Source organism: Yersinia antarctica, from assembly GCF_056636475.1.
Window position 1 is genome coordinate 682,504 of record NZ_JBSJQF010000001.1, and the last position, 22,146, is coordinate 704,649.

Here is a 22,146-nt window from a genome sequence, read left to right on the forward strand (position 1 = left end):
CTGGACTGACACGTTTATCAGGAGGAAAGATGGTCAATCTCGTTGTAGTTTCTCATAGCGCGCTGCTGGCTCAGGGTGTGGCCGAACTGGCACAGCAAATGACACAAGGGAGCTGCCAGTTAGCGGTTGCTGCCGGTGTAGACGACCTGGATCATCCTATTGGCACGGATGCCATTAAAGTGATGGAAGCCATTGAGTCGGTTTACACCCCATCTGGGGTACTGGTTTTGATGGATTTAGGCAGTGCCTTACTCAGCGCAGAAACGGCACTGGAGCTATTAGACCCCGATATGGCGCAACATGTGCAACTCTGTGCCGCACCACTGGTGGAAGGGACTCTCGCTGCTGTCGTCGCTGCATCATCTGGCGCTTCACTTGCCGACGTCCGTGCTGAAGCAATGGGGGCGTTGATAGCGAAAGCCACTCAGCTAGGGGAAGAAGCCGTGGTACCTGCCAGTAATGCGGTGGCTAAGGCGGCAGCGGATGCTCAGAGTGTCAGTTGGGTGGTGCGCAATCCTAACGGGTTACATGTGCGACCGGCGGCTAAATTGGTCGAAGCATTGGCTCCGTTCGCGGCAGATTTACTGCTGGAAAAAAATGGTCAGTGTGTGAATCCACGCAGCCTGAACCAGCTCGCAATATTGCAAGTTCGTAAAGGTGATACCATTCGTTTGCTGGCCAGTGGTGAGCAAGCAGGCGAGGCGCTAGATGCTTTTATGCAATTGGCGCGGCAACATTTTGGCGAATTCGTCACCACCACCAGTGAGGGGGAATTTACTGGCGTCATGGTGCCTCGTGGCGCGATTAGTGCACCATTGTTGCAATGGTTACCCGCCATTCCGGTTTTTTTACCTCAAACAATCAATGCTGAACAGGTAGTTAAAGAGCAGCGGCGTTTACAACAGGCGTTGGCGCAAACTGTGGCTGATTTGCAGCAGTTGGCACAACAGGCAGAACAGCAGATTAGCCCTGAAGCAGCGGCTATTTTTAACGCTCATGTGATGCTGATTGATGATGAGGAACTGCATCAGGCGATGGATGCGCGCGTAGAGCGTCAGTTAGTTTGTGCAGAATCGGCATTGCAGGATGAATTGATGACAATGGTGGAAGATTATCTGGCTCTGGATGATGAGTATCTACGCGTTCGGGAATTAGATATCCGCGATATACTTAACCGCACATTGGGCCATTTGACCGGGCTACCACCAGTTTCTCTTTCAGTTAGTGGTGAAATTATATTATTAGCCGAGGAATTATTGCCTTCACAAATGGTTGGGCTGAACCACCGGCAGGTAAAAGGCATCTGTTTAAGCAAGGGGCATATCATGTCTCATAGCGCTATTCTGGCTAAAGAGTTGAATATTCCAATGTTAGTCGGTGCCATGGGTTGCCTGGAAGCCAGCCGTAATGGGCAAAATGCAATATTAGATACCGCAATCGGGGCACTGAAACTGCAATAAAAAATCACCGCCAAAATGCTTAACTGAACATTGTAGCTCTGCATCAGTCCAGAGCTGCAATTTGCGGAATCAGATATCTCAGTGGAGACAAAATCTGGTTTCGCCAGTTATAGCGCTCTTCTATTAATGTAGCTCCGGCTTGTCTGATTTTATCTATTTCGCCGTCGGTTAATTGGCAAATCTGGCGTATTATTTCCGCTAAACTTGCTGCGTTCCCGGGGATGTGAAGGAACCCATCGATCCCATGTTCAACTTGCTCACTCAAACCGCCGGAGTCGGCAACAATTAACAATGCTCCCTGCTGTCTGGCCAGCCAACGTGATTCCATCGGAATCAATCCATTAGGTTCATTCTCAGCAGAAAGAACGCAAACCCGCGTATTACGCCATTGAATAAGACATGCCATTAGTTCGCGATCAAAAGAATTGATCAGAGAGGCAGAGATATCGAGTCGGCTCGCTAAGGCAGATAACTCCGGCAAAATCGGGTCACTCATAATAACGGGATGAATATCATTACCCAGATAACAGGCTGCTCTGAGCAACAGATCATGGCGTTTGTAATGAACCCCTCTGCCTAAAGTGATAGCTAATGAGTGATCCAGCGATATTCCGTGTGATGAGAGTGTGTCACTGATTTCCTGATCACTGCGTATTCGAAACCAGGGGTCATTGATATTTATTCCTGCAGGTGTCGGTATAAATGATTGTGGGTCAGCACCGTATTGTGCCACTAAGTGCATTGCCAGGAAGTTGCTGATATTACCGAGCTTGATATTAGAATCAATCTTGGCCCAGTGAACAGCCAATGATTCAGCCATAATACGTTCAGGATTCGGTAATGGCATTTCATGATTAAATGCCGTGCCATGGGAAATATAGATAATTTTTAGATTACGTTTCTCAATAGCCGCATGCAAACGAGCAATTAGCGGCGTGAACGAAAACGGCAATTCATGACAAAAGGCCAGAGTGATATCGTAATGGCTACTGAGATCAATAATTTTTGCCGCCCCTGCAGCAGAGGAGATTTGCCAGTTCTGTAAGTTACCAAGAAAAGCATCACCGTAGGGCCATGAACAATCAACGCCTTTCCCCAATGTCATGTCTGGTACAGTTGAAAAGGTCCCCCCATATTATGAATTTGGTTAATAAAATAACCATAATTACTGGTGTCAAAAAAATAATTATATTTACTGGAGGCAATTTCAATAAAATGAGGTTCTAAGCTGATATTATTATCAGCCAGTAATTTAATTACCTCCGGTAATGCCATAATTTGCCCTCTGATATAAGAACCTACTCCGCCGACAAAAAGTTGTACGCCTTCGGTTATTAAATGGATAATGCCAATTTTTAGGCTGTTATTATCACCAATAGATGATTTATCTTCATGCATAGAAACCTCATATTTTTAACATACAGATATGATTTACAGTTGTATTAATACAAAGAGATTAATGACGTGTTTTTCTTGTATATCATGTAATTGTTGATGAACAGGAAATCTAGCCCACAGTTTAAGAATAAATTGACGGCATCCTTAGGGGTTTCCACTATTGGCATTCCTTTGGTGTTCAAAGAGGTATTCAGTAATATAGGCACGCCAGTCTCGGCAAAAAAATAATTTATCAAGGTATGGAATTTTTTATTCATCTCCTTTTTGACAGTTTGCACGCGGGCACTACCGTCTACATGGACAATCGAAGGTAGTGCTGCTCGATATTTTTCTTTGACATAGGCAATAAATAGCATGTGATCACTATCATGGTTCAAGTCGAAATAGTCATTCGCTTTTTCATGCAAAACGGCAGGAGCAAAGGGGCGAAAATCCTCGCGATATTTAACGTTAGTATTAATATGATCTTTCATTCGAGGGTTACGGGGGTCCGCTAAGATACTTCTGTTTCCTAAAGCGCGAGGGCCAAATTCAGACTCCCCTTGGAACCAGGCAATAACATTACCTGCCACGATGGATTTTGCGGCAATAGCTTCAATATCATCATAGTAAGTATATTCAATTTTATCGGCATGCTTTTCAAGCTCTGCCATAACACTAATATCATCATATTTTTTGCCAAAGTATGTTGAGCCAGAGTGTTTTACTCGCTCTTTCTTCAGCACTTCCAACCAGCCATAATAGCAACAACCAATTGATAGCCCGTTATCTCCCGCCGCAGGTTGGATATAGAGACGCTCAAACTCACTATTAGTAATGAGCTTTTCATTTGCGGTGGCATTTAATGCAACCCCTCCGGCATAAGCAAAGTTTTTCATAGGATAAAGTTGGTAGTAATGGCTGAACAGATAAAACAGTGCTTCCTCGAGTTTGGTTTGCGCCCAATAGGCTAAATCGGCGTAATATTGGAAGTTGTCACGAAAATGAGTAGGACCAGAGTTTAACAGAGGGTCTATTTTTGCCCACCAGTCACTACGCAACACCACTTTGCCGGAATCGAAGTAGAACGGTATCCAATCGATTACATTCGGCCTTCCGTAAGGGGCTAATCCCATCAACTTACCTGCGCAATCCAGCTCGCCAAAAATATACAGCGCTATCCCTTCATAAAACTCACCAATAGAATTTTCTATTTCCCAGCTCGAAACAGGATAGTCTTTGCGATTCTTTCGATTAACCCACCTGGAGAAGTCTTTGAAGATAGGCTTGATTTTACTATCTTGATAAACGTAGTAGCTGCATGTTTCCCAGTAACGGTAACGATTGTTAACGTGGATACTATTCGCACCTTTGATATCCTCAACAATGTCATTACAACTGTCTAAGCTACCTCCATGGCCATCAATAACCACAATACCCATATCATCAAAAGGTGATGTTCCTATGGCACTGTAGGCATGTGCCAAGTGATGAGAAAGTGTGATGATCGGCACCATGGGGGGTAAAACCCTATTTTTCCGCTGTTCTAATGATTGGCTAAATAATGGATTATAAGAGTTTTGTTCTACTATCAATGAGAGGTCCTTATATTCAATACCCGCAGCATCTAAACAATATTGAATAGTTGAATTATCATTAAATCCATCATGTTTTACTCGGGATATTCTTTCCTTCTCAATCGAGAATATAATTTTGCCATCTTTCATTAGACATGTTGAGCCATCATGCGATAGAGCAGTACCGAGAATATAAATTGGATTACACATAAAAGTAATATCCTTATTAATTTAGCCTTCTGTTAATTAAGAATGTAAGCAAGTCGACGTGATAGTGCGAGTGTTGTTAACGATGGATTAGCCGCACCTGGTCGTGGGAATGTACTTGGGCCAACAGCATATAGATTTTTGATATGATCAAATTCATGATTTTCATTCAATATTTCTCCCAGTGGCAGAGTACTACTTTCATGGTTTTCCGTTCCAAGTGGGCTTATCCATGTGACGGGTTTGTTGGCATGGACTACCCTCGATGGGGAATGAAATTCATGATAGACATCCCCCATGGTTCTGGCATGGACAGTAAAACCGCCTTCAAAAACTAATGGGGAAAAGGGGATTGATATATTTTCACAAATTCCATGCCAGAATATATTTAGTTCATCCCGCTGTTTTTGTATCAATACATTATCATCATTATTTAAACCACTATAAATTGATAAAGGCATGTTCTCATCATTTCTATTTATGAAAATATATCCGTGATCGGAGGGGATCTGTTCGCCCATTGTCCATACTTCTAATTCAATGCCAAAATCTGATTGGGTGATAGTGAAAAATAAATTAAATCTTTCTCCTGCGGAACTATGGCAAAAGAATATAGTGTCAGATTTATATTAAATTAACTCTCTCAGCATATCGGATAGTTTATAATACTCAAATGTCACATTAAACCCCTGAACAATGTGATCGACGAGTCCAGTTATTTTTTCCTCAATTAAATGTCCCGAATCATAAAGTACTTGCGCTGCCAAACGTGTATTCTCAATGGTACCTAAGGCGAGAACACATTTATCAGCGAAGATGGTATGTACCTCATTAGAGCCAATATGTCTCAACTTAGCGCCAATACAGTGACCATTTTTAACGATGAGTGACATAACTTCATACCCAGGAATTATTTTCGGGTTAGATCTTAATTGGTTATCTTCTTTCCAATAGGAAAGTGGTGAATAAGATTCCCAGCCACCTGATGAATTAATATTACGAATAACCTGAGGTGTTATTTTAAACTCAAAACCAGAAAGCTGAAGAGAGTAATCTATATCGTGATTCTTATCTGCCCATGCGAGCATTTCAGACTGCACCTGTGTGTAAAGTGATGGTCCACCTAACCAACTTTCAGTAAGATCATGGGCAATATTTGAAGGCCAGAATTTAAGTGTCTCAGCCTCTATTGGTAAAATAACACCATGCCAATAAAGGGATCTACCGCCGACTCTACGACGTAGACAAGTTCCTTTAGCAAAATGAGGTTCATTTAAAGAATGCCATGAACGGTAGGAGTATTTATCAGATCCTTCATTTTTCCAATATTCATTGGCTCGTTCATATTCACCTCCTGCATTTATATGGTTGTAATCATCTGCTGGACCAGCTTCTATAACGACGATGTCTTTTATTCCTCTACAATTTAAATGCTTAGCTAACTCTAAACCCGACATTCCAGCGCCGAGTATTAAAATTTTTATTTTGGGTGGTATTTCATTTTTATTTTTGCGTATGTTTATATCTATAATATTCATTATATATTCCTTTGAAGTGAGTTTTTCTTGAAAGTAATAATCTCTATTTATAATAACTTATGCATAAATTTACTCCACGGTTCTCTAGGGAATTTTGATTGAACAAATTTTTTATTATTAGCTAATAGCGTTTTAATCTCGTCAGCCCCGGCAGCATGTAACTGCATCCATTCAAATAACTGTTGTGCAGCATCCCTGGGGTGTTCTGGGATTACTTTAATGTGATGGTACTCAGTGCCATAAAACTCAGTGAAGGCCGTATACTGTGTTACTGCGCAGGGAATACCTGCAATAGCAGCAAGTGCTGGACCTAAACCGACACTTTCCACGTTCTCTACATTAGGTGTAAATAAAACTGCGCCGGATAACGTATGGCAAATGATAAGTAAGTCAATTTCATCTAAATGCCATTTGTTGTCTTTATCTTTATATGTTTTTATCGGTACTTCATCTAAAAATATAATACTATTGTCTAGGTTGTATTTTTTTACCTGCTCTTTTAAATCATGAGCATACTCAGAATCTTCATTCATGTTCCCGAATATCAACAGTTTCGGCGTGGGTAGTTTTTTTTCTTTATAAATATCAAGTAGCTTATTAAAAACACTTATTGATATTTCGATACCCTTGACTCTAAATACTCTAACGGGAACTATAACAATAGATGAACCTATAGCTATATTATATTGGTTTAAAAAATCAATGTGAATATTGCTAAAAGCAGACACATCGATTGACGGTAATATATTAGGAATGACATCAGGTACCAATTCTGTTGGATAGTCTCTACTTTCCTTCGCCAAGGCTTCAGACGCAACTATCCATTTAGTATAGGTATTATCTTGTGGTATGGGTGTCAATATATTGGGTTTTTCAGGATATAGTCTTTCTTCATGTTCATAAATGGCATAACTACCAAATAGGTCATGATCCCAAAAAATAATACCGCCGTTATCTTTTTTAGCCCAATACCTTCTCGCTGCGTTGTGCAGTGCCAGGCTAACAGGAACGGCATCCGAAAGGGTAATATTTAAGCAAAACACCCAATCGACCTTATTATCTTCAAACCAACTTAGGAAATAATCCTCATAAATTTTAGCAATAGAATTAATATCTTGATTGATCTGTTTAATTTCTTCTCCTGTTAATGATTTATATCTTGCCACCCTCTTTCTGATATGAGTAAAACAGTGCCCATGATCGCTATCATAAGAGTATTTTTGATGGATAGAACTTATTCTCATCCATGTTGGATATTGTGATTCTGTACTACCATGAGGGAAAAAATTTTTTTTGTCCGGCCGCCAAGAAAATCCTAAATCGGCGGGTATTTCATTTATAATATCATTGTTTTTTATAGCTATTTCTGCAACATTTCTAAAAATAGTGAGTAGACCACTCGTTGGGAGTCCATCCCCTGATATGATAGCCCACTTTGTTTTTTTCATTATCTATCTCCTGAGGTTAACTGTTTAATTAGTGTATTTGATAGTGTATTAATTAATAAGAATGCCAGTACGCAACTAACCAATATCATAATCAATGCAGTTCTTAATGATGTCATGTCGGCTAACATCCCTATTAACGGTGGAAATATAAGTAGGCCAACTCTTGATATCCAAGTTGCGAATGCGATTCCACTCGTCGAGTTTATATTGGGTATTTGGCCAATAAATGAAATTGTTAATGGGAATACCACTGACATCCCTAATCCGATTAGTGAAAAACCTAATATTGAAACAATTGGTGAATGAATGGTTATCACAATTAAGATTCCCAATGCTGCCATTAGAATTCCGTATCTTAATACTGGGATATTACCCAATTTATTGGTCAGGTAATCACCAAATCCTCGCCCTATAACCATTGATACCTGACATGCTAAATAAGGTAAACCTGAAATTACAGATGGAGCTTGATAGTAATCATTCATATAGATAGCACCCCAAACACTTGCTGTTTCCTCTATGCCGCAAGTGAATGTTAGCAAGATTAACGCAATGATATACAGTTGAGTACCTGTGGCGCCCATACTTTTTTTAATATTTTCACGAAGGGAAAGTTCATCAAATGAATCCCCCTTTCGGAAAAATATCATATAATTAATTAATATTATTAGATTCATAAGCAATACGGAAAAACTAAATTGTCCCATAGAAAGTCCGAATCCAATTGCTGATATGGCGATGCCCCCCCCCATTATTGTGCCGATACTTTCTGCACCATGAAATCTATTAATCAAGCTTCGGCCATATAATCTTTGTATGTTAAGTGCCTGCACATTCATACAGGTATCTGCCCAAGCATCGAAAACCCCAAACAGGAAGAGCAGCAGTGTTATTTCATACCATGATGATGCAAATGGTATTATTGATATGATAATTATAAAAAATAAAAATGTTATAATTGTCGCCCAATATAATCCAATGGTGTTAATAAAATTCTTGGACAATAACCCCATAATAATTGCTCCTGCTGGGATTGCAGATATCATTATTCCAACCATCTAATGACTTAGATGAAACTTTTCTTTTATGTCTGGAATCCAGGGTACGATACTCGCGTAGGCTATTCCGTGGATGAAAAACAGTAATGATAGTGTAATATTTTGTTTTGTTTTTATTTGATTAATTTTCATTAAATTAATTTCACATGAGTTTATTGTTGCTGCATATAGTTTAAATCGAATCCTAATATATTTCTGTAACCTGTTTTTATTAATGGGTCTTTTAATTTTATAGGGGTCACTTTGTGCCAAATGGTTGAATTTCTATCGATATGAAACAAACCTTCACCACAGTTCAATGTTTGTGATTTAATAAACTCTTCTCTCTCTGTACAGTAGAGTTTACTCGTTCCTCCGTCAATGTTGTATTTATCAATAATTAATGCTGATACAATATAGTCACATCCATCCTGATGTAAGCCTTCTGGTGAATTGCAGACCGAATTCATTGTATTATCAATAATTAAAGACATCTGATGACAGGTAACTTCAACTGTTTCTATTTTTTGCCCATGCTCACATTCGCACAGCATTTCGACGAAACTCCTTATGAGCTTTTTTAATATAAGTGAATGACTTATTGCCGGGTCCATTGGCGGGAATTGACGTTTTAATTGCCTTAAATCTGAGGGATAGTCAGCATGTTGAGTAAAGTTAGTTAATTCTGGGCAGGCAATATTACTGACTTCCCATTGATTATTAATGTGTTTAACAATAAATCGGCTAATGCTTCTTTTTCTAAAGGGTTTATAGGAGTAAAAAAAATGTCTATCTATATCAGATAAACGCAATATGAGTTTTTGAATGTTTGGTGGTGGACATCTATCATCCAGATAACGTTGAGCCTCCTGAAAGATGATGATTTTATCGTTATAAAATTTTCTGGCCAAGAATTTTAATTGAGATAGTTTTATATCATTAGTATCCCACGCTAATGATTTAAATGACAAGGTATTTTTAACGTGATTTATATCCATCCCAAGCTCATTGATATTAAACTGAATGATTTTATATTTAATCCCCATAATGAAAATATCCTAGTAAGTTAATTTGTTATTGATAAATTACATTGATGAAAATAAGCCATATAAACGCACATGTATTAGTGGGCCTGTTTTTATTGATGACTTGCTATTTTTTATTGTTTCTTTCTTTTTTATATATCAAAGATCCCTTTTCGGCAAGTTTTTATCAATATCTATCATTGTATCTATATTTAGCTAATAATATGTTTTTGATTAAATATTGTTTTTATTGGTGGTTGCTTTATATGAATTAGTAACGCGAGTGAATAAAATGCAGTTGTTACTGATAGGCTTGCTAGATGAGTTGAAAATTATCCATACTTTCAATATAGGGTGGTTTTTTATGATTTAACTATAAATGTCAAAAATGTGATCTGCGTAAATAGAGCATCGTTCCATTTTTAGTATTATGCCGTTTTACCATAGTGTAACTGGCTTTTCTTAATCGATAATAACCTAAAACCATTTTAATCTGGCGAGCATTAATAACTAAGGATCATGTAATGCCAATTAATTTTCTGGGTAAAACGCTATTGTTAGGATTGATGTCAATTGCTGTATTGGGGAAAGTCAGTGCTGCCCAGTATAATGCTGTGGTTTCTACTGCGCCTCAGGATAATGAGTTTCCCTCGATTAATACTGCGTTAAAATCAGCACCAGCGGATAATTCGCTGTTTGTGATTTTCCTGAAAAATGGCATTTATAACGAAAGGCTAGAGGTCAATCGTAATAACGTTACTTTGAAAGGGGAAGACCGTGATGGTACGGTGATCAGTGCCAATACGGCAGCGGGTATGCTTAACCCGCAAGGAGAGAAATGGGGAACATCTGGTAGTAGTACGGTACTGGTTAATGCGGCAAATTTTACGGCTGAAGAACTTACTATTCGTAATGATTTTGATTTCCCAGCCAATAAAAAGAAAGCTGACAGCGATCCGACGAAGTTAAAAGACACTCAAGCTGTGGCATTATTATTAGCTGAAAACAGTGATAAGGCGCGCTTTAAGCAAGTAAAACTCGAAGGTTATCAGGATACGCTGTACAGCAAAACGGGCAGTCGTAGCTATTTTACTGATTGCGAAATCAGTGGTCATGTCGATTTTATTTTTGGCTCAGGTATTACGGTATTTGACCGATGTAATATTATTGCCCGCGATCGTCGTGATATTGAGCCACCCTATGGCTATATTACTGCCCCCAGTACATTAAACACATCACCTTATGGTTTGATTTTTCTCAATAGTCGTTTGACCAAAGAACCCGGTGTTCCAGCCAAAAGTTTCGCTTTAGGGCGTCCGTGGCATCCGACCACTGCCTTTGATGATGGCCGTTATGCTGATCCTGCGGCCATTGGCCAGACGGTATTTATAAATACGACGATGGATGACCACATTTACGGTTGGGATAAAATGTCTGGTAAAGATAAGCAAGGCGAGAAAATCTGGTTCTATCCACAAGATTCACGTTTCTTTGAAGCAAACAGTCAAGGGCCGGGCGCAGAGATTAATGCACAGCGGCGTCAACTCTCTGCTGAGCAGCTAAAAGCATTTACTTTGCCGATGATTTTCCCTGACTGGGCGGTGCATTGAGATTATGACTCGCCACCCTTAAATTGGCTGATATCCAGCCGATGAAGTTTTACTTTTCGCCATAAGGTTGTGCGGCCTATCCCTAATAAGGTCGCCATTTCATTTAGCTGACCTTGGCACACCAGTGCCGCACGAATAATGGCCTGTCTTTCTAATTCTTGTAGTGATAAGACAGGCTGAGGTTGCGGCATCTCCGGTTCTAATAACAGCCTTTCCCCCAGTAGATGCTCTGGCAAATCATTGAGGTTAATGCGGTTATTGCGGCAAGCCATGGCGGCCCGCTCCACCACACTTTTCAGTTCCTGATCATTCCCGGGCCATGGGTATTGGCATAACTGACGGATAACACTCTCATCTGGCTGGTATTGGCAGTGGAAATGTTGCCCAATGCTTGCCAATGTATGCTGTACCAGTGGGGGGATATCCTGTTGACGCTGACGCAGTGGTGGAATATGTAATTCGAAAGATTGTAGGGTATAAAATAGCTGGCGGCGAAAACGCCCTTGTTTAACCAATAAGGGCAAATCTGCCCCGGTGGCGGTAATAATCCGGACATCGACTGGGATCACCCGATTAGAGTTGACCCGCATTACCATGCCAGTTTTGACGATTTGCAGCAGAGCTGACTGCATTTCCGGCGACAGATATTCAACTTGTTCCAGATATAAGGTGCCACCGTTAGCCAGTTCAAATTTGCTGGGTTGGCCAGATTCCCCTTCACTGGCATCACTACCAAGAAATTCTCGCGCCATGAAATTTTGTGGCAATGCCTGACAATTTAAGACGATATAAGGGCCATCGGCGCGATTGCTGGCATTATGGATTGCTTGCCCCAACTGCTGTTTACCGACCCCTTCTTCCCCGTGCAGTAAAATCGGATGCCGACCTTTGGCAGCCTGCTTGCCATAACGCACCAGGCGGCGCATTTCTAGTGAAGCAACCGGCATATCATCAAAAGTACAATTAGCCCCCCCTAATTGGTTGTGCACCATTTGCCGCAGTAATTCTTGTGGATGGAGTAATGCAATAAAGCCGCAGCGGTTACCATCTGGGATGGGTTTGAGGGTTAAGAGAGCCGGAATAAATTGCTGCTGATTCTCAAAGGTCACCTCGACGTGGCTGAGGGGATTACGGTGTAAAATGGCGTGGGTCAGTAAGGAGGGTAAGGTCAGCAAATCTGTGACCGGCTTGCCGAGGCTACTGGTTTCATCTAGTTGTAAAATAGCCGCAGCACGACGATTGAGATACAGCAGGCAACCGCGTTGGTCCCATGCCATGACACCATCGTCCACACCATCGAGTAGGGCATTGAGTTCATTCAGATGACGGTTAGTTTCTGCTAATAAGCTATCTGCGTGGAGATAATTGCCAATTTCGCGGGCGATAGCCAATGTCAGAGGCAAATCACTTGCCGCATGTTCGGTGAGCAGGCTACCTAAAACAATGACCGCCCGTTGGCGGCCACTGTTGTCATACACCGGAGTAGCGCAAAAGCGCCACGGATGCAGCGCCTGTTTAAAATGCTGCTGGCCACTGACTTGTATCGGGTTGCCTTCAGCAATTGCCAGCGCCGGGGCATTGGTACCCATTAGCCCTTCTGCCCAATAACTGCCGCAATCAATCCCTAATGCCTGTAGCTGACTTATCGTTTGTGGATGCCCGCATTTCCATAGAGTACAGCCACTTTCATCCAGAATCAGCAGCACACAAGGGCGTGATTCCATATATTCGTAAGCATCTTCCAATGCCGCCTGACCTAATACCAGCAAGTCATTTTTGCGCTGACAAATTGACTGGAACGTCGCACCCACGGCCCGGTGAGGTACTCGCCATTGGTGGGCTTGCATCAATTTTTGGCAGCGCCGCCAGGAGTCGGCTAATGCAGGGGTGGTCACCGGTTCAGTGTTGCTCATTAAGCGCCTTAGAACCCGGATGGCGCCAATGGATCTGCCCTGGCAGAATCAGTTGATTTTGCGCCAGTGCCGATTCAGCAATCAAGCTGGTGATCATCTCAAAGCTGTGGCGTGCCAGCCCTTGGCAATCTTGTGCGATGGTATCTATTTTCAACGGCAGGCAATCAAACAGATAGTGATCGTCAAAACTGCATAAATGAATCTCACTGTCCATTAATTGATGCTGATTGAGATAGCGCAGTACACCTTCCAACAGCCCGCAGGCGGCAGTAAACACCGCTTTAGGTGGGCGGCCTAATTGTGCACAGAGTTGGGCAATCATTTCATAACCGGAACTGGGCAGGTAATGGCCATTTAGGACCCACTCGGGGCGGCAGGTCACCCCTGCCTGTTGCAGACCCTGCTGAAAGCCAGCCAGCCGATCGCGAGTAGGGGAGATGCGTGGCTGACCACCAAGAAAATAAAACTCATCAGGATGTTGGCGGGCAACGTTTTCAACCAGTATGGCGGTGGAGGCTACCGAGTCAGTGATAACCAGCGGCAAATCTGATTCACCAATTAATCGATCCATCTGCACCACTGGCAGGCGGGCATTGATCTTTTGATATTCGCTGTCATTGAGCTGGCTGGAGGCGACAATCAGGCCATCGACCTGACGTTGAACCAGGCTATTGACCGCCATCATCTCCTGGCCGGGATTCTCATCGGTGCAGGCAATCAGTAGCTGTAATCCAGCTTCGCGACACAGCATCTCCAGCTCACGTGAAATCAGGGCAAAACCGTGATTGGTCATCTCCGGGACCACCAATCCTATGGTGTGGCTGCGGGTTGAGCGTAGAGAACGGGCGTGGAAGCTCGGTTGATAGTTATGTTCGTTGGCCAAGGCAATAATACGATCCCGCGTTTCATCGGAAACACGATACTCCTTGCTACGCCCATTGAGCACCAAACTGGTGGTCGATTTCGACACACCAGCCAGTTTGGCAATATCGTTAATGGTAATTCGTTTATGATTTTTCACAGGTTATTGTTTTTCACTGAGTGAATCTGTCGCCTTGAAAGATAGTTCATTCTAACATGGGCGAAGACAACAACCAGTGTTGCAGACACAGTTCAGCATTTCCGTTAAAGATTGCTATCGGGTCTTCAGTCGGGAAGTAGCATGTAGTCATTACCGCCTCTCCCTGATTGATAAATATCTCTATGCTGCAACTATCGCAGAGCAGTTGTAACTGCTGCAATTGACCGCGCCAATAACGGAACTCTTGCAGCCCGGTACGCAGATTGCGGCGGCTTAGTGTGATACGTTCACCATCCCATATCAGCATCATTTCATCGCCTAATTCGAGGATAAATGGCGCACTAACCTCGACTATCATTTCAGCACTGCGGATGGAGAGTGCCGGCGCCTGTTGAGCACGACCTTGCCACTGACGATGTTCACGGCGCAATGCCTGCAATTCACGCGCGGGTCGTTGAATGACTTTGCCGTCAACCAGACTCAGCTCTCGTGGGCAGGTCATGGTATGGATCCAACCATGGGCTACGGTGGGTTGATACAACTCATCTTCATCCGGGATGCCCATCCAGGCGAATAACAGGCGGCGGCCATCTGCGGCCAGCGTGGTTTGTGGCGCGTAGAATTCGAAGCCGAGATCCAGTTCATGGAAATCCTGATGGTTGAATGCTGCCTTGGTATAATCCAATTGGCCCAGTAAATAGCCAGCCTGGAAGGTATTACGATAACGCTCTGCTTCAGCAGCGATGCCCTGCGGGCAGAAAATCAGCACCTCCTGATCCGCTAACCTGAACATGTCAGGGCATTCCCACATATAGCCAAACGGGCCTAATCCGCCCAGACCAGAACCGGCAATTTCACCCAGATTATGCCATTTACGTAAATCATCGGAGCGTAATAGCAGCACTTTCCCTTGCAGTTGCTTATCTTGCGCGCCTAAAACCATGTACCACTGACCGTCGTGCTGCCAGACTTTCGGGTCGCGAACATGGCCGGTATAGCCCGCAGGTAATGGGAGCACTGGTCCTAATTTGTCGTATTCCCCTCGCTCATTCTCCTGTGCCAGACATTGGAATGCGGTGCGCGAGCCATCAGGATATTTCACATTACCGGTGTAAATCAGCGTGATTCGGTCATCAGCAATAACGGCAGAACCTGAGTAGCAGCCGTGGCTTTCATATTCTTCACTGGGCACCAATGCGACAGGCTGATGTTCCCAATGAACCAGATCGACACTACGCCAATGGCCCCAGTATTTACTGCCGTGGCGGCAATCTAACGGGTTCCATTGATAGAACAAATGATAATAGCCAGCATGATAAATAAACCCGTTGGGATCATTCAGCAGCCCGACACTGGGGGCCAGGTGCCAGCCTGGCCGATGAGGGTCACGCGATGCGCGGATTTGACCACGCATCACTGCCAGCGTAAGTTGTTTTAGCAAACTGACTTCTTGCATTATTCGCTGTCCGTTTTGTACTTAAGCAGTAGAGAGATAATAAATGCAGCGCCAAATGCAATAACCAATCCAATCAGATAATTAACAATTGAATTGCCTTGTACGATAGCGATGCCCGGGATACCGGTTAAGCCCACCGCAGTCATATTGACATGATTCGCGACGACCCAAGCGCCTCCTAATGCACCACCTGCCAGTGCAGCAAGGAAGGGTTTGATAAAGCGCAGATTAATTCCGAAAATTGCCGCTTCGGTAATACCCAGCATGGCAGAAAATGCCGATGGGATGGCGATGGCTTTAATTTTAGCATCGCGGGTTTTAAAGTAGACTGCCAGGCAGGCTCCGCCTTGCGCCACGTTTGCCATTGACCAGATAGGTAACAAGAAATTGACCCCGATATTCGGATTACCCAATAGCCCGGCCTCGATGGCGTGGAAGCTATGATGGATGCCGGTTATCACTATCACGGAATAAAGCCCGCCGAACAGTAACCCGGCCAGCCAGCCAGCATGGGTTATCAGTGTGCTAAGTACCAGCGAGATCCCATCACCCAATACTCGCCCGGCAGGGCCGATAAATAACAGCGCGACAAAACCGGTAATGATTACGGTCAAAAACGGTGTGAGGATCAGGTCCAGCGCATCAGGTATCACTTTGCGCAGGCGTTTTTCCAACATACTCATAAACCACACTGCCAGTAGCACCGGGAATACTGTGCCCTGATAGCCAATCATCGCCACCTCCATACCGAAGAAATTCATAGTATGGAAACCGCCCGCCACCCCCCAGGCATTGGTTAGCGCTGGGTGCGTCAAAATGCCGCCCAGTGTTGCCCCCAGATACGGGTTACCGCCAAACTCTTTGGCCGCGGTGAAACCAATCAAGATAGGCAGAATGATAAAGGCAGCGGAGCTGAACATATCCAGCATGATAAACAGCGCGCTGTCAGCATCGGCCCAGCCATAGGTTTTTACCATGCCGAGCAAGCCCATTAACAGGCCGGACGCCACGATTGCCGGAATGATCGGGACAAAAATATTGGATAGCAGGCGGGCAATGCGCTGGAACGGATTGAGTTTACGCGCCGCCACAGCGGCAGCTTCAGATTTACTGGCTTCGTTTACACCCGCTACCTTGATAAATTCGGCATAAACTTTATTGACCAACCCGGTACCGAAAATCACCTGTAACTGCCCGGCATTGCTGAAGCAGCCCTTAACGCCATCGAGTTTTTCTACCGCTGATTTTTGCACTAAAGAATCATCTGCCAGAACCAAGCGCAGGCGAGTGGCGCAGTGTGCAGCACTGACGATATTCTCTTTACCACCAAGCAATGGGAGCAGAGCCGTTACGGTCTCATTGATATTCATGATATCCCTCGCAAATTTATTTTTATTCCTGCATGCCGAGGATCGTCACGGCAGCAGGCGGTATTCGTCGTGATTACCGCGGTGCGTAATAGTTAGAACCAGGTTTCCATTTGGATACCAAAGTTCCATTGTCCGCCGGCAGCAAAACCATCTTTACCGAAGGAATCATCCTTGGCGTAGTTATCCAGATCTTGGCTCCAATCCATATAGGTGGCGAACACCCGAATTTCTGGCCGGCTGAAGAAGTTGCTGATATCACCGGCTTTAAAGGTTGGGGCGAAGGTCAATTTATAGAAACCGCCACTGACTTTGTGATAATCCTTATAGCCCTGCGGATCCAGATTCATGTACTGATAACTACCTTCATAAGCTAATGCAAAGTTCTCGGTGATTTCCTGAATCAGGCGGGTGTTGAATGTTATCCACTTATAGCTATCGCCCGAGACATAACGATCCTTACTTTGTTGCGCCAATATTGCTGGGGCTAGACTCCAGTTTTTACTTAATGCGGTGGTGCCGTAAGTCGCCAAACGCCAGGTATCTGCGCTGCTGGTTAAGTTGCCATCGGACCCGATAGATTTTACTTCAGCCCCTAAACCATGGCCGTACAGCAGCGCGGTTTTTGACGTACCATCACGTAGCCCATAGAAGCTGTCACCGTGATAGGCCAACATGCTGTGAATACCTTTATCTGTGGCATTAGTATTAACGGCTTCACCGCTATTTTGGCGCGCCTCATTATCTTTGGCGCGCAACCCGCTCACCATCCACTGGAAGGGGCCGCTATAGTTATTGGCAGTGAAAATATAGCTTTGGATATCGCTATTAACATTCTCGATCTCACCATAATTACGGCCATATAACGAGAAGTTACTCTTCAGGTTATCGGTCCATTTGATGTCATAAATACCGCCACCGGTACCGGCAAGGAATACCACGTCGGAATCCAGCCAGTGAATATCGAAGTTATCGCGATCGAAACGTTTACCGGCCCACAATGTACTGTCTTTAAAAATACCGTTAAAGGTTGGCAGGGTGCCAAGTTCGACAAATGCCTGGCGCACATTGAGGTCACTGCTGTCGGCTGTCCAGTCGTTATAGCTGCGCTGACCATCAGCCAGCATCACTTTATAGCGGGTGGTGGCACCGTTATCCAGCTTCTGCTTTTTCTCCAAATTGACTTCAACATAAGTTTCTGTCTCATTACCCAAGCGGCCAACTGCCCCTCCGGTACTGCCGGCTGGCGTAACATACGGGCCACCTTGGGTGCCGGTGCCAGAGTCGTTCATTAGCAGGCCGGAACGGGCATAACCATGAAACTCAAAACCGTTGCCATCCTGTGTTTTGCTTTCCAGTTTATCTGTGCGCTTAGCCACCTGAACGGTCTTTTCTTCTGCCTGACGCGTTCGAGTTTCCAGCTTTTGTGCCTGTTTTTCGGCAATTTCGGCGCGTGTTTCTGCATTTTTTGCCCGCTGTTCCGCTTGTTGTAATCGTTGCTCCAACGCATTGAGGCGGGCTTCAATATCCATGTTTGAGGAAGACGAGGGTGAGGCTGCAGAGGTGGTTGTCGCTGCACAAGAAAGGATAAGTCCTATTGATACAGCAAGATAGCTTGGTTTTATCATCATTTTATATCACTCGGTATGTGATTGATTGTATTTATGCTAAACAGCTAAACCGGTTTTTCATGGCTAACATAAGGGGGATCCTTTGGGATTAGCAAAACATTTTGCTAACCCGATTCAGCTATTGTGATCCAGACAGCAAAGTGCATGACTTTTTGAGACGAATAAGGCGATGAGCAGGAAGAGGGCGCGCGCGATAATGCATGTAGCAGGCGCTAACATGCTGGGTGTTTAGCAAAAAGAGTGACAGGTAGGAGAAGGGACGGATGCCTGCCTGTCAAAGGCGACATCCTAAATGGTTTATGCGGAAGAGGATTTATGCAGTTAGTGGTCGGGTTGAAGAAAATGCCGCAACTGTTGAGCATTAGGTAACGCAGTCATTGCTCCTTTAGCGCTGGTGGCTAAAGCACCACAGGCTTGCGCCTGATCGATGGCGGCGGTGAGATCTGCACCTAAATGCCAATTTGGTAGCCGTGCCAATGCTGTCAGCAACCCAGCGACAAAGGCATCACCCGCGCCAGTCGTGTCTATTGGGGTGATTTTCCTACTCGGGTATTTTTGCAGACGATGGCGGTTATGCACCCAAACGCCATTGGCACCCAGTGTTACCAGTAGCAATTTGCAGCAATAGTCGGCCATCAACTGTTCCATTGCGCCAGCAATATCCTGATCTGGGCAGATAAAGTTCAGTTCTTCCAACGACAGTTTCACTACATCGGCCAATAACAGCGCCTGTTGCAGACAGGGGAGCAACGCTTGTGGTTCGCGCCAGATATCGGCACGGATATTGGGATCAAAGCTGACCCAACCACCGTCGGCTTTCATACGGCGCATCGCCTCAAAGGCGGCACTACGGCTCGGCTCTTGGCTTAAGGCAATAGAGCACAAATGCAGCCACTGATTGTTTTTAAATTCAGGTAAATCATCTGGTTGTAAGAATAGATCGGCACTCGGTGTCACCATAAATGTAAAAGTGCGTTCGCCATGCTCATCTAAATCCACCACAACTGTAGAGGTATGGTGCAGCGGATCCTGTGTCATCGCGTGGGTATCGACGTTTTCCTGTTGTAATATCTGCTGCATAAAACGACCAAAACTGTCTTGCCCAACCCGGCCAATAAAGGCACTTTTACCGCCCAATCGGGCGATGCCGACCGCCACATTGGCAGGTGCGCCACCTGGACACTTAAGGTAATTATTTGAATTTTCAGGAACTAAATCAATTACAGCATCACCTAAAACCCAAATGGTATTTTCCATGATAAACCCCTGTTTTCTTCAATCCTATTTGCTGCTAAAAGTAGAAGAATCGGTTTAGCAAAGCAACAAAATAATCCGTTATAGTAAAAAACAGTGATAAGCCCCAGACCCTGATTCGCAATACTCTTCCTGCATGGCTTTTCTTTCTATAAATGATAATCATTATTGTACATGTATTGTGATATACGAATATGGGCCAGATTACCCTGAGACATTGAGCAACATTGCCTGGATGATGGATGGGTATTTGAACTGGGGGTAATAGCGCAATTTACAGTTTTAAACGCTAATTATGTTCAACTGTGCGGAAGGATGATTCGCTTAAATAGATGTTATCTGCCAGCAGATGAGCTAGTGATTTATTTTTTTTAGATGCAATGACAAGGTTTAATAACATAATGAAAGTGAAATATAATATTGCAGTATTAAACTCAACCATTATCGATGAAAATAATAATTGAGTTTGTACCGCGTCATTTAATCAAGGTGACGATTCAACGTTTGATAATTTCTCTCCGGCAAAGGCAACTTTATTCCGGCCATCTTTTTTGGCCCGGTAAAGTGCTTCATCCGCGGCTTTAAGCGAGGAGGCCAGATCATAGGCTTGCAGAGGAGAAATACCTGCGCTCAATGTCACGGTTGTAGAAACTTTATGGTTAAAAACATGTGGAATATCAAGTCCTAAAACCCGTTGGCGCACGCGCTCAGCCAGCTGGCTTGCATACTCTTCACTCACATGAGTCAGTAACACTAAAAACTCTTCGCCGCCGTAGCGCACCACGATATCCCGTGAACGAACAGCATCACGGATAGCCGCCGCAACACGTACCAGTGCTTGATCCCCCATCGTGTGACCATAGTTATCGTTATAAGCTTTAAAATGGTCGATATCGAGCAACAATACGTAATGATTGCCGGGAGACTGAGCCAGTAGTGTTTCAAGTTTATTCTCCAGACCCCGGCGATTATACAAACTGGTTAAGGGATCTATCATGCTTAAATCACTGAATTTTTCCCTTTCATTATAAAGGCGTGCGACAAGTTTTCGGGTAAAGTCATCACTACGACGTAGCATCAAATGATGTAAGGAGAAACCAATCAGTGGCAGCATGATGGTGAATACAATACGGAAAATATTTTGAAAATCGTCGAGTAAAATAACGGTTAATGCTGCTGGTGCACTGTGTAGACAAAAAGCAAGGAAATTATCAGACAGGGCTATGGTGCTGATAAAGAAAATCGTAAACAGGCTGAGTAGTAAGTAGTTATTTTCATTATTACCCAAATATTCGTATTTAAGAATGATTTGCCAGGCCCAAAGCACGCCCATGATTATTGAAAATAAATTCAGTTTATTGGCATAATTCTTCGAAATAAAAATCAGATAAGTTGCTGCGCTCAGGCTGATAACCGTGATCAGTACTATCGGTAATGTCACTGCTGGCGTTTCAGGTGACGGTAATATCATACTAAAAATAGAAGACGACGCATTAAGAAATAAAAAAAGCAGTAAAGAGAGCCGATGCTTACTTTTCAGAAGCTGATCGTAGGAATGGCTATTCATATTCAATTCACTCTGCATAATGTCGTGCTGTCAGTAGACAAATAAACAATATCCTCATGAAGCCCTATTATTTAGGCATCACGATAAATAGTTTTTCTTAGTAATTATTTTTGTTTGAAGCGCTTTAGTATCGTTTTAGGAATTTTCTTAACCAAAATTACCATTTTTGTTTCAGCCTGTCATCATGATGTTTCTTAACTTGATGTTGTCGCTGTCTGTCCGCTGCTAACAACTTCATAGTGCAGACTACGATAGAGTGATATATGATATTAGTTATCATTATCAATTGGGGCCGTTGTTATGATTACAGCCAGATTAGCCGCTTATCGCTGGTGTGGGATCAGTGGGTTATTGAGCCGTGGTATGTCTAGTGGTTGGGGGATATTGCTGCCTTTTGCTTTACTGCCGGTTTTGGGATGGGCTGATATCACCGTCGGTCAGTTACGTATCCTGATTGTGCTCGCCATGCTAGCCACGGTTAGCATGTTGTATCACGCGCGGTTACGGCATTTCTTATTGCTGCCATCATGTCTGGCGCTGTTGGGTGGCCTGATGGCGGTGTTAATGCACAGTGGGATGCATTGAACCCAATAGCATTGGCTGAATTTTCTGTATTACAGGTATTTACGTGTATTTTAGGAAGGGGTCTTGCCAGAAG

14 protein-coding genes and 2 pseudogenes are annotated in these 22,146 nt (G+C 43.7%); 3 read left to right on the forward strand and 13 right to left on the reverse strand.

What is annotated here, in order from left to right:
• Positions 1-29 precede the first annotated feature (29 nt).
• Positions 30-1,460 carry a dihydroxyacetone kinase phosphoryl donor subunit DhaM gene (gene dhaM, locus ACWJJO_RS03090; RefSeq protein ID WP_481090629.1) on the forward strand — a complete coding sequence of 477 codons (1,431 nt, stop codon included), beginning with the start codon at positions 30-32 and terminating at the stop codon, positions 1,458-1,460.
• A gap of 43 nt (positions 1,461-1,503) precedes the next feature.
• Here the strand turns inward: dhaM and ACWJJO_RS03095 are convergent.
• The 6 genes and pseudogenes from ACWJJO_RS03095 to ACWJJO_RS03120 form a co-directional block, all read right to left on the reverse strand.
• Positions 1,504-2,858, reverse strand: a pseudogene (locus ACWJJO_RS03095) (glycosyltransferase family 4 protein).
• Positions 2,859-2,902: 44 nt separating this feature from the next.
• Positions 2,903-4,624: a carbamoyltransferase family protein gene (locus ACWJJO_RS03100; RefSeq protein WP_372568632.1), complete on the reverse strand. Its 1,722-nt coding sequence runs from the start codon at positions 4,622-4,624 to the stop codon at positions 2,903-2,905.
• 32 nt (positions 4,625-4,656) lie between these two features.
• Positions 4,657-6,159 (reverse strand): annotated as a pseudogene (locus tag ACWJJO_RS03105) (GMC family oxidoreductase).
• Between the two features lie 47 nt (positions 6,160-6,206).
• Complete coding sequence (locus ACWJJO_RS03110; protein WP_481090630.1) at positions 6,207-7,607, reverse strand: glycosyltransferase family protein; 1,401 nt, start codon at positions 7,605-7,607, stop codon at positions 6,207-6,209.
• Entirely contained in the window at positions 7,607-8,665 is a 1,059-nt protein-coding gene (locus ACWJJO_RS03115) for an MFS transporter (protein ID WP_481090631.1), read from the reverse strand. Before ACWJJO_RS03115 ends, ACWJJO_RS03110 begins: the two co-directional genes overlap by 1 nt.
• 152 nt (positions 8,666-8,817) lie before the next feature.
• Entirely contained in the window at positions 8,818-9,690 is an 873-nt protein-coding gene (locus ACWJJO_RS03120) for a 2OG-Fe dioxygenase family protein (protein WP_372568636.1), read from the reverse strand.
• Positions 9,691-10,193: 503 nt separating this feature from the next.
• On the opposite strand from ACWJJO_RS03120, the gene ACWJJO_RS03125 reads away from it, so the two are divergent.
• Complete coding sequence (locus tag ACWJJO_RS03125) at positions 10,194-11,279, forward strand: pectinesterase family protein (protein WP_372568637.1); 1,086 nt, start codon at positions 10,194-10,196, stop codon at positions 11,277-11,279.
• A 2-nt stretch (positions 11,280-11,281) separates the two neighbouring features.
• Here ACWJJO_RS03125 and dhaR read toward each other — a convergent pair whose 3' ends face one another.
• The 7 genes from dhaR to ACWJJO_RS03160 form a co-directional block, all read right to left on the reverse strand.
• The gene (gene dhaR, locus ACWJJO_RS03130) at positions 11,282-13,192 is read right to left on the reverse strand and encodes a dihydroxyacetone kinase operon transcriptional regulator DhaR (protein ID WP_372557931.1); all 1,911 of its coding nucleotides are present in this window, start codon (positions 13,190-13,192) and stop codon (positions 11,282-11,284) included.
• A complete protein-coding gene (locus tag ACWJJO_RS03135) occupies positions 13,179-14,213 on the reverse strand; it encodes a LacI family DNA-binding transcriptional regulator (RefSeq protein ID WP_372557932.1) in 1,035 nt (344 codons plus the stop codon). The genes dhaR and ACWJJO_RS03135 overlap by 14 nt, the downstream gene beginning before the upstream one ends.
• A 46-nt stretch (positions 14,214-14,259) precedes the next feature.
• Positions 14,260-15,669, reverse strand: a complete 1,410-nt coding sequence (locus tag ACWJJO_RS03140; protein WP_442821284.1) for a glycoside hydrolase family 32 protein — start codon at positions 15,667-15,669, stop codon at positions 14,260-14,262.
• Positions 15,669-17,039 carry a sucrose-specific PTS transporter subunit IIBC gene (locus ACWJJO_RS03145; protein ID WP_032907263.1) on the reverse strand — a complete coding sequence of 457 codons (1,371 nt, stop codon included), beginning with the start codon at positions 17,037-17,039 and terminating at the stop codon, positions 15,669-15,671. Before ACWJJO_RS03145 ends, ACWJJO_RS03140 begins: the two co-directional genes overlap by 1 nt.
• A 92-nt stretch (positions 17,040-17,131) precedes the next feature.
• On the reverse strand, positions 17,132-18,667 hold the full coding sequence (locus ACWJJO_RS03150; RefSeq protein ID WP_083160713.1) for a carbohydrate porin: 1,536 nt from the start codon (positions 18,665-18,667) through the stop codon (positions 17,132-17,134).
• A gap of 321 nt (positions 18,668-18,988) precedes the next feature.
• Complete coding sequence (locus ACWJJO_RS03155) at positions 18,989-19,924, reverse strand: aminoimidazole riboside kinase (RefSeq protein WP_083160711.1); 936 nt, start codon at positions 19,922-19,924, stop codon at positions 18,989-18,991.
• A gap of 481 nt (positions 19,925-20,405) precedes the next feature.
• Positions 20,406-21,506 carry a GGDEF domain-containing protein gene (locus ACWJJO_RS03160; RefSeq protein WP_083160708.1) on the reverse strand — a complete coding sequence of 367 codons (1,101 nt, stop codon included), beginning with the start codon at positions 21,504-21,506 and terminating at the stop codon, positions 20,406-20,408.
• A gap of 282 nt (positions 21,507-21,788) precedes the next feature.
• On the opposite strand from ACWJJO_RS03160, the gene ACWJJO_RS03165 reads away from it, so the two are divergent.
• Entirely contained in the window at positions 21,789-22,073 is a 285-nt protein-coding gene (locus tag ACWJJO_RS03165; protein WP_193784732.1) for a DUF1435 domain-containing protein, read from the forward strand.
• Positions 22,074-22,146 lie beyond the last annotated feature (73 nt).

Coding starts and splice junctions, on each gene's coding strand:
- ACWJJO_RS03155 (WP_083160711.1), bottom strand. CDS start 19,924: ATGGAAAATACCATTTGGGTTTTAGGTGATGCTGTAATTGATTTAGTT.
- ACWJJO_RS03110 (WP_481090630.1), bottom strand. CDS start 7,607: ATGAAAAAAACAAAGTGGGCTATCATATCAGGGGATGGACTCCCAACG.
- ACWJJO_RS03165 (WP_193784732.1), top strand. CDS start 21,789: ATGATTACAGCCAGATTAGCCGCTTATCGCTGGTGTGGGATCAGTGGG.
- ACWJJO_RS03160 (WP_083160708.1), bottom strand. CDS start 21,506: ATGCAGAGTGAATTGAATATGAATAGCCATTCCTACGATCAGCTTCTG.
- ACWJJO_RS03150 (WP_083160713.1), bottom strand. CDS start 18,667: ATGATGATAAAACCAAGCTATCTTGCTGTATCAATAGGACTTATCCTT.
- ACWJJO_RS03115 (WP_481090631.1), bottom strand. CDS start 8,665: ATGGTTGGAATAATGATATCTGCAATCCCAGCAGGAGCAATTATTATG.
- ACWJJO_RS03145 (WP_032907263.1), bottom strand. CDS start 17,039: ATGAATATCAATGAGACCGTAACGGCTCTGCTCCCATTGCTTGGTGGT.
- dhaR (WP_372557931.1), bottom strand. CDS start 13,192: ATGAGCAACACTGAACCGGTGACCACCCCTGCATTAGCCGACTCCTGG.
- dhaM (WP_481090629.1), top strand. CDS start 30: ATGGTCAATCTCGTTGTAGTTTCTCATAGCGCGCTGCTGGCTCAGGGT.
- ACWJJO_RS03140 (WP_442821284.1), bottom strand. CDS start 15,669: ATGCAAGAAGTCAGTTTGCTAAAACAACTTACGCTGGCAGTGATGCGT.
- ACWJJO_RS03125 (WP_372568637.1), top strand. CDS start 10,194: ATGCCAATTAATTTTCTGGGTAAAACGCTATTGTTAGGATTGATGTCA.
- ACWJJO_RS03100 (WP_372568632.1), bottom strand. CDS start 4,624: ATGTGTAATCCAATTTATATTCTCGGTACTGCTCTATCGCATGATGGC.
- ACWJJO_RS03120 (WP_372568636.1), bottom strand. CDS start 9,690: ATGGGGATTAAATATAAAATCATTCAGTTTAATATCAATGAGCTTGGG.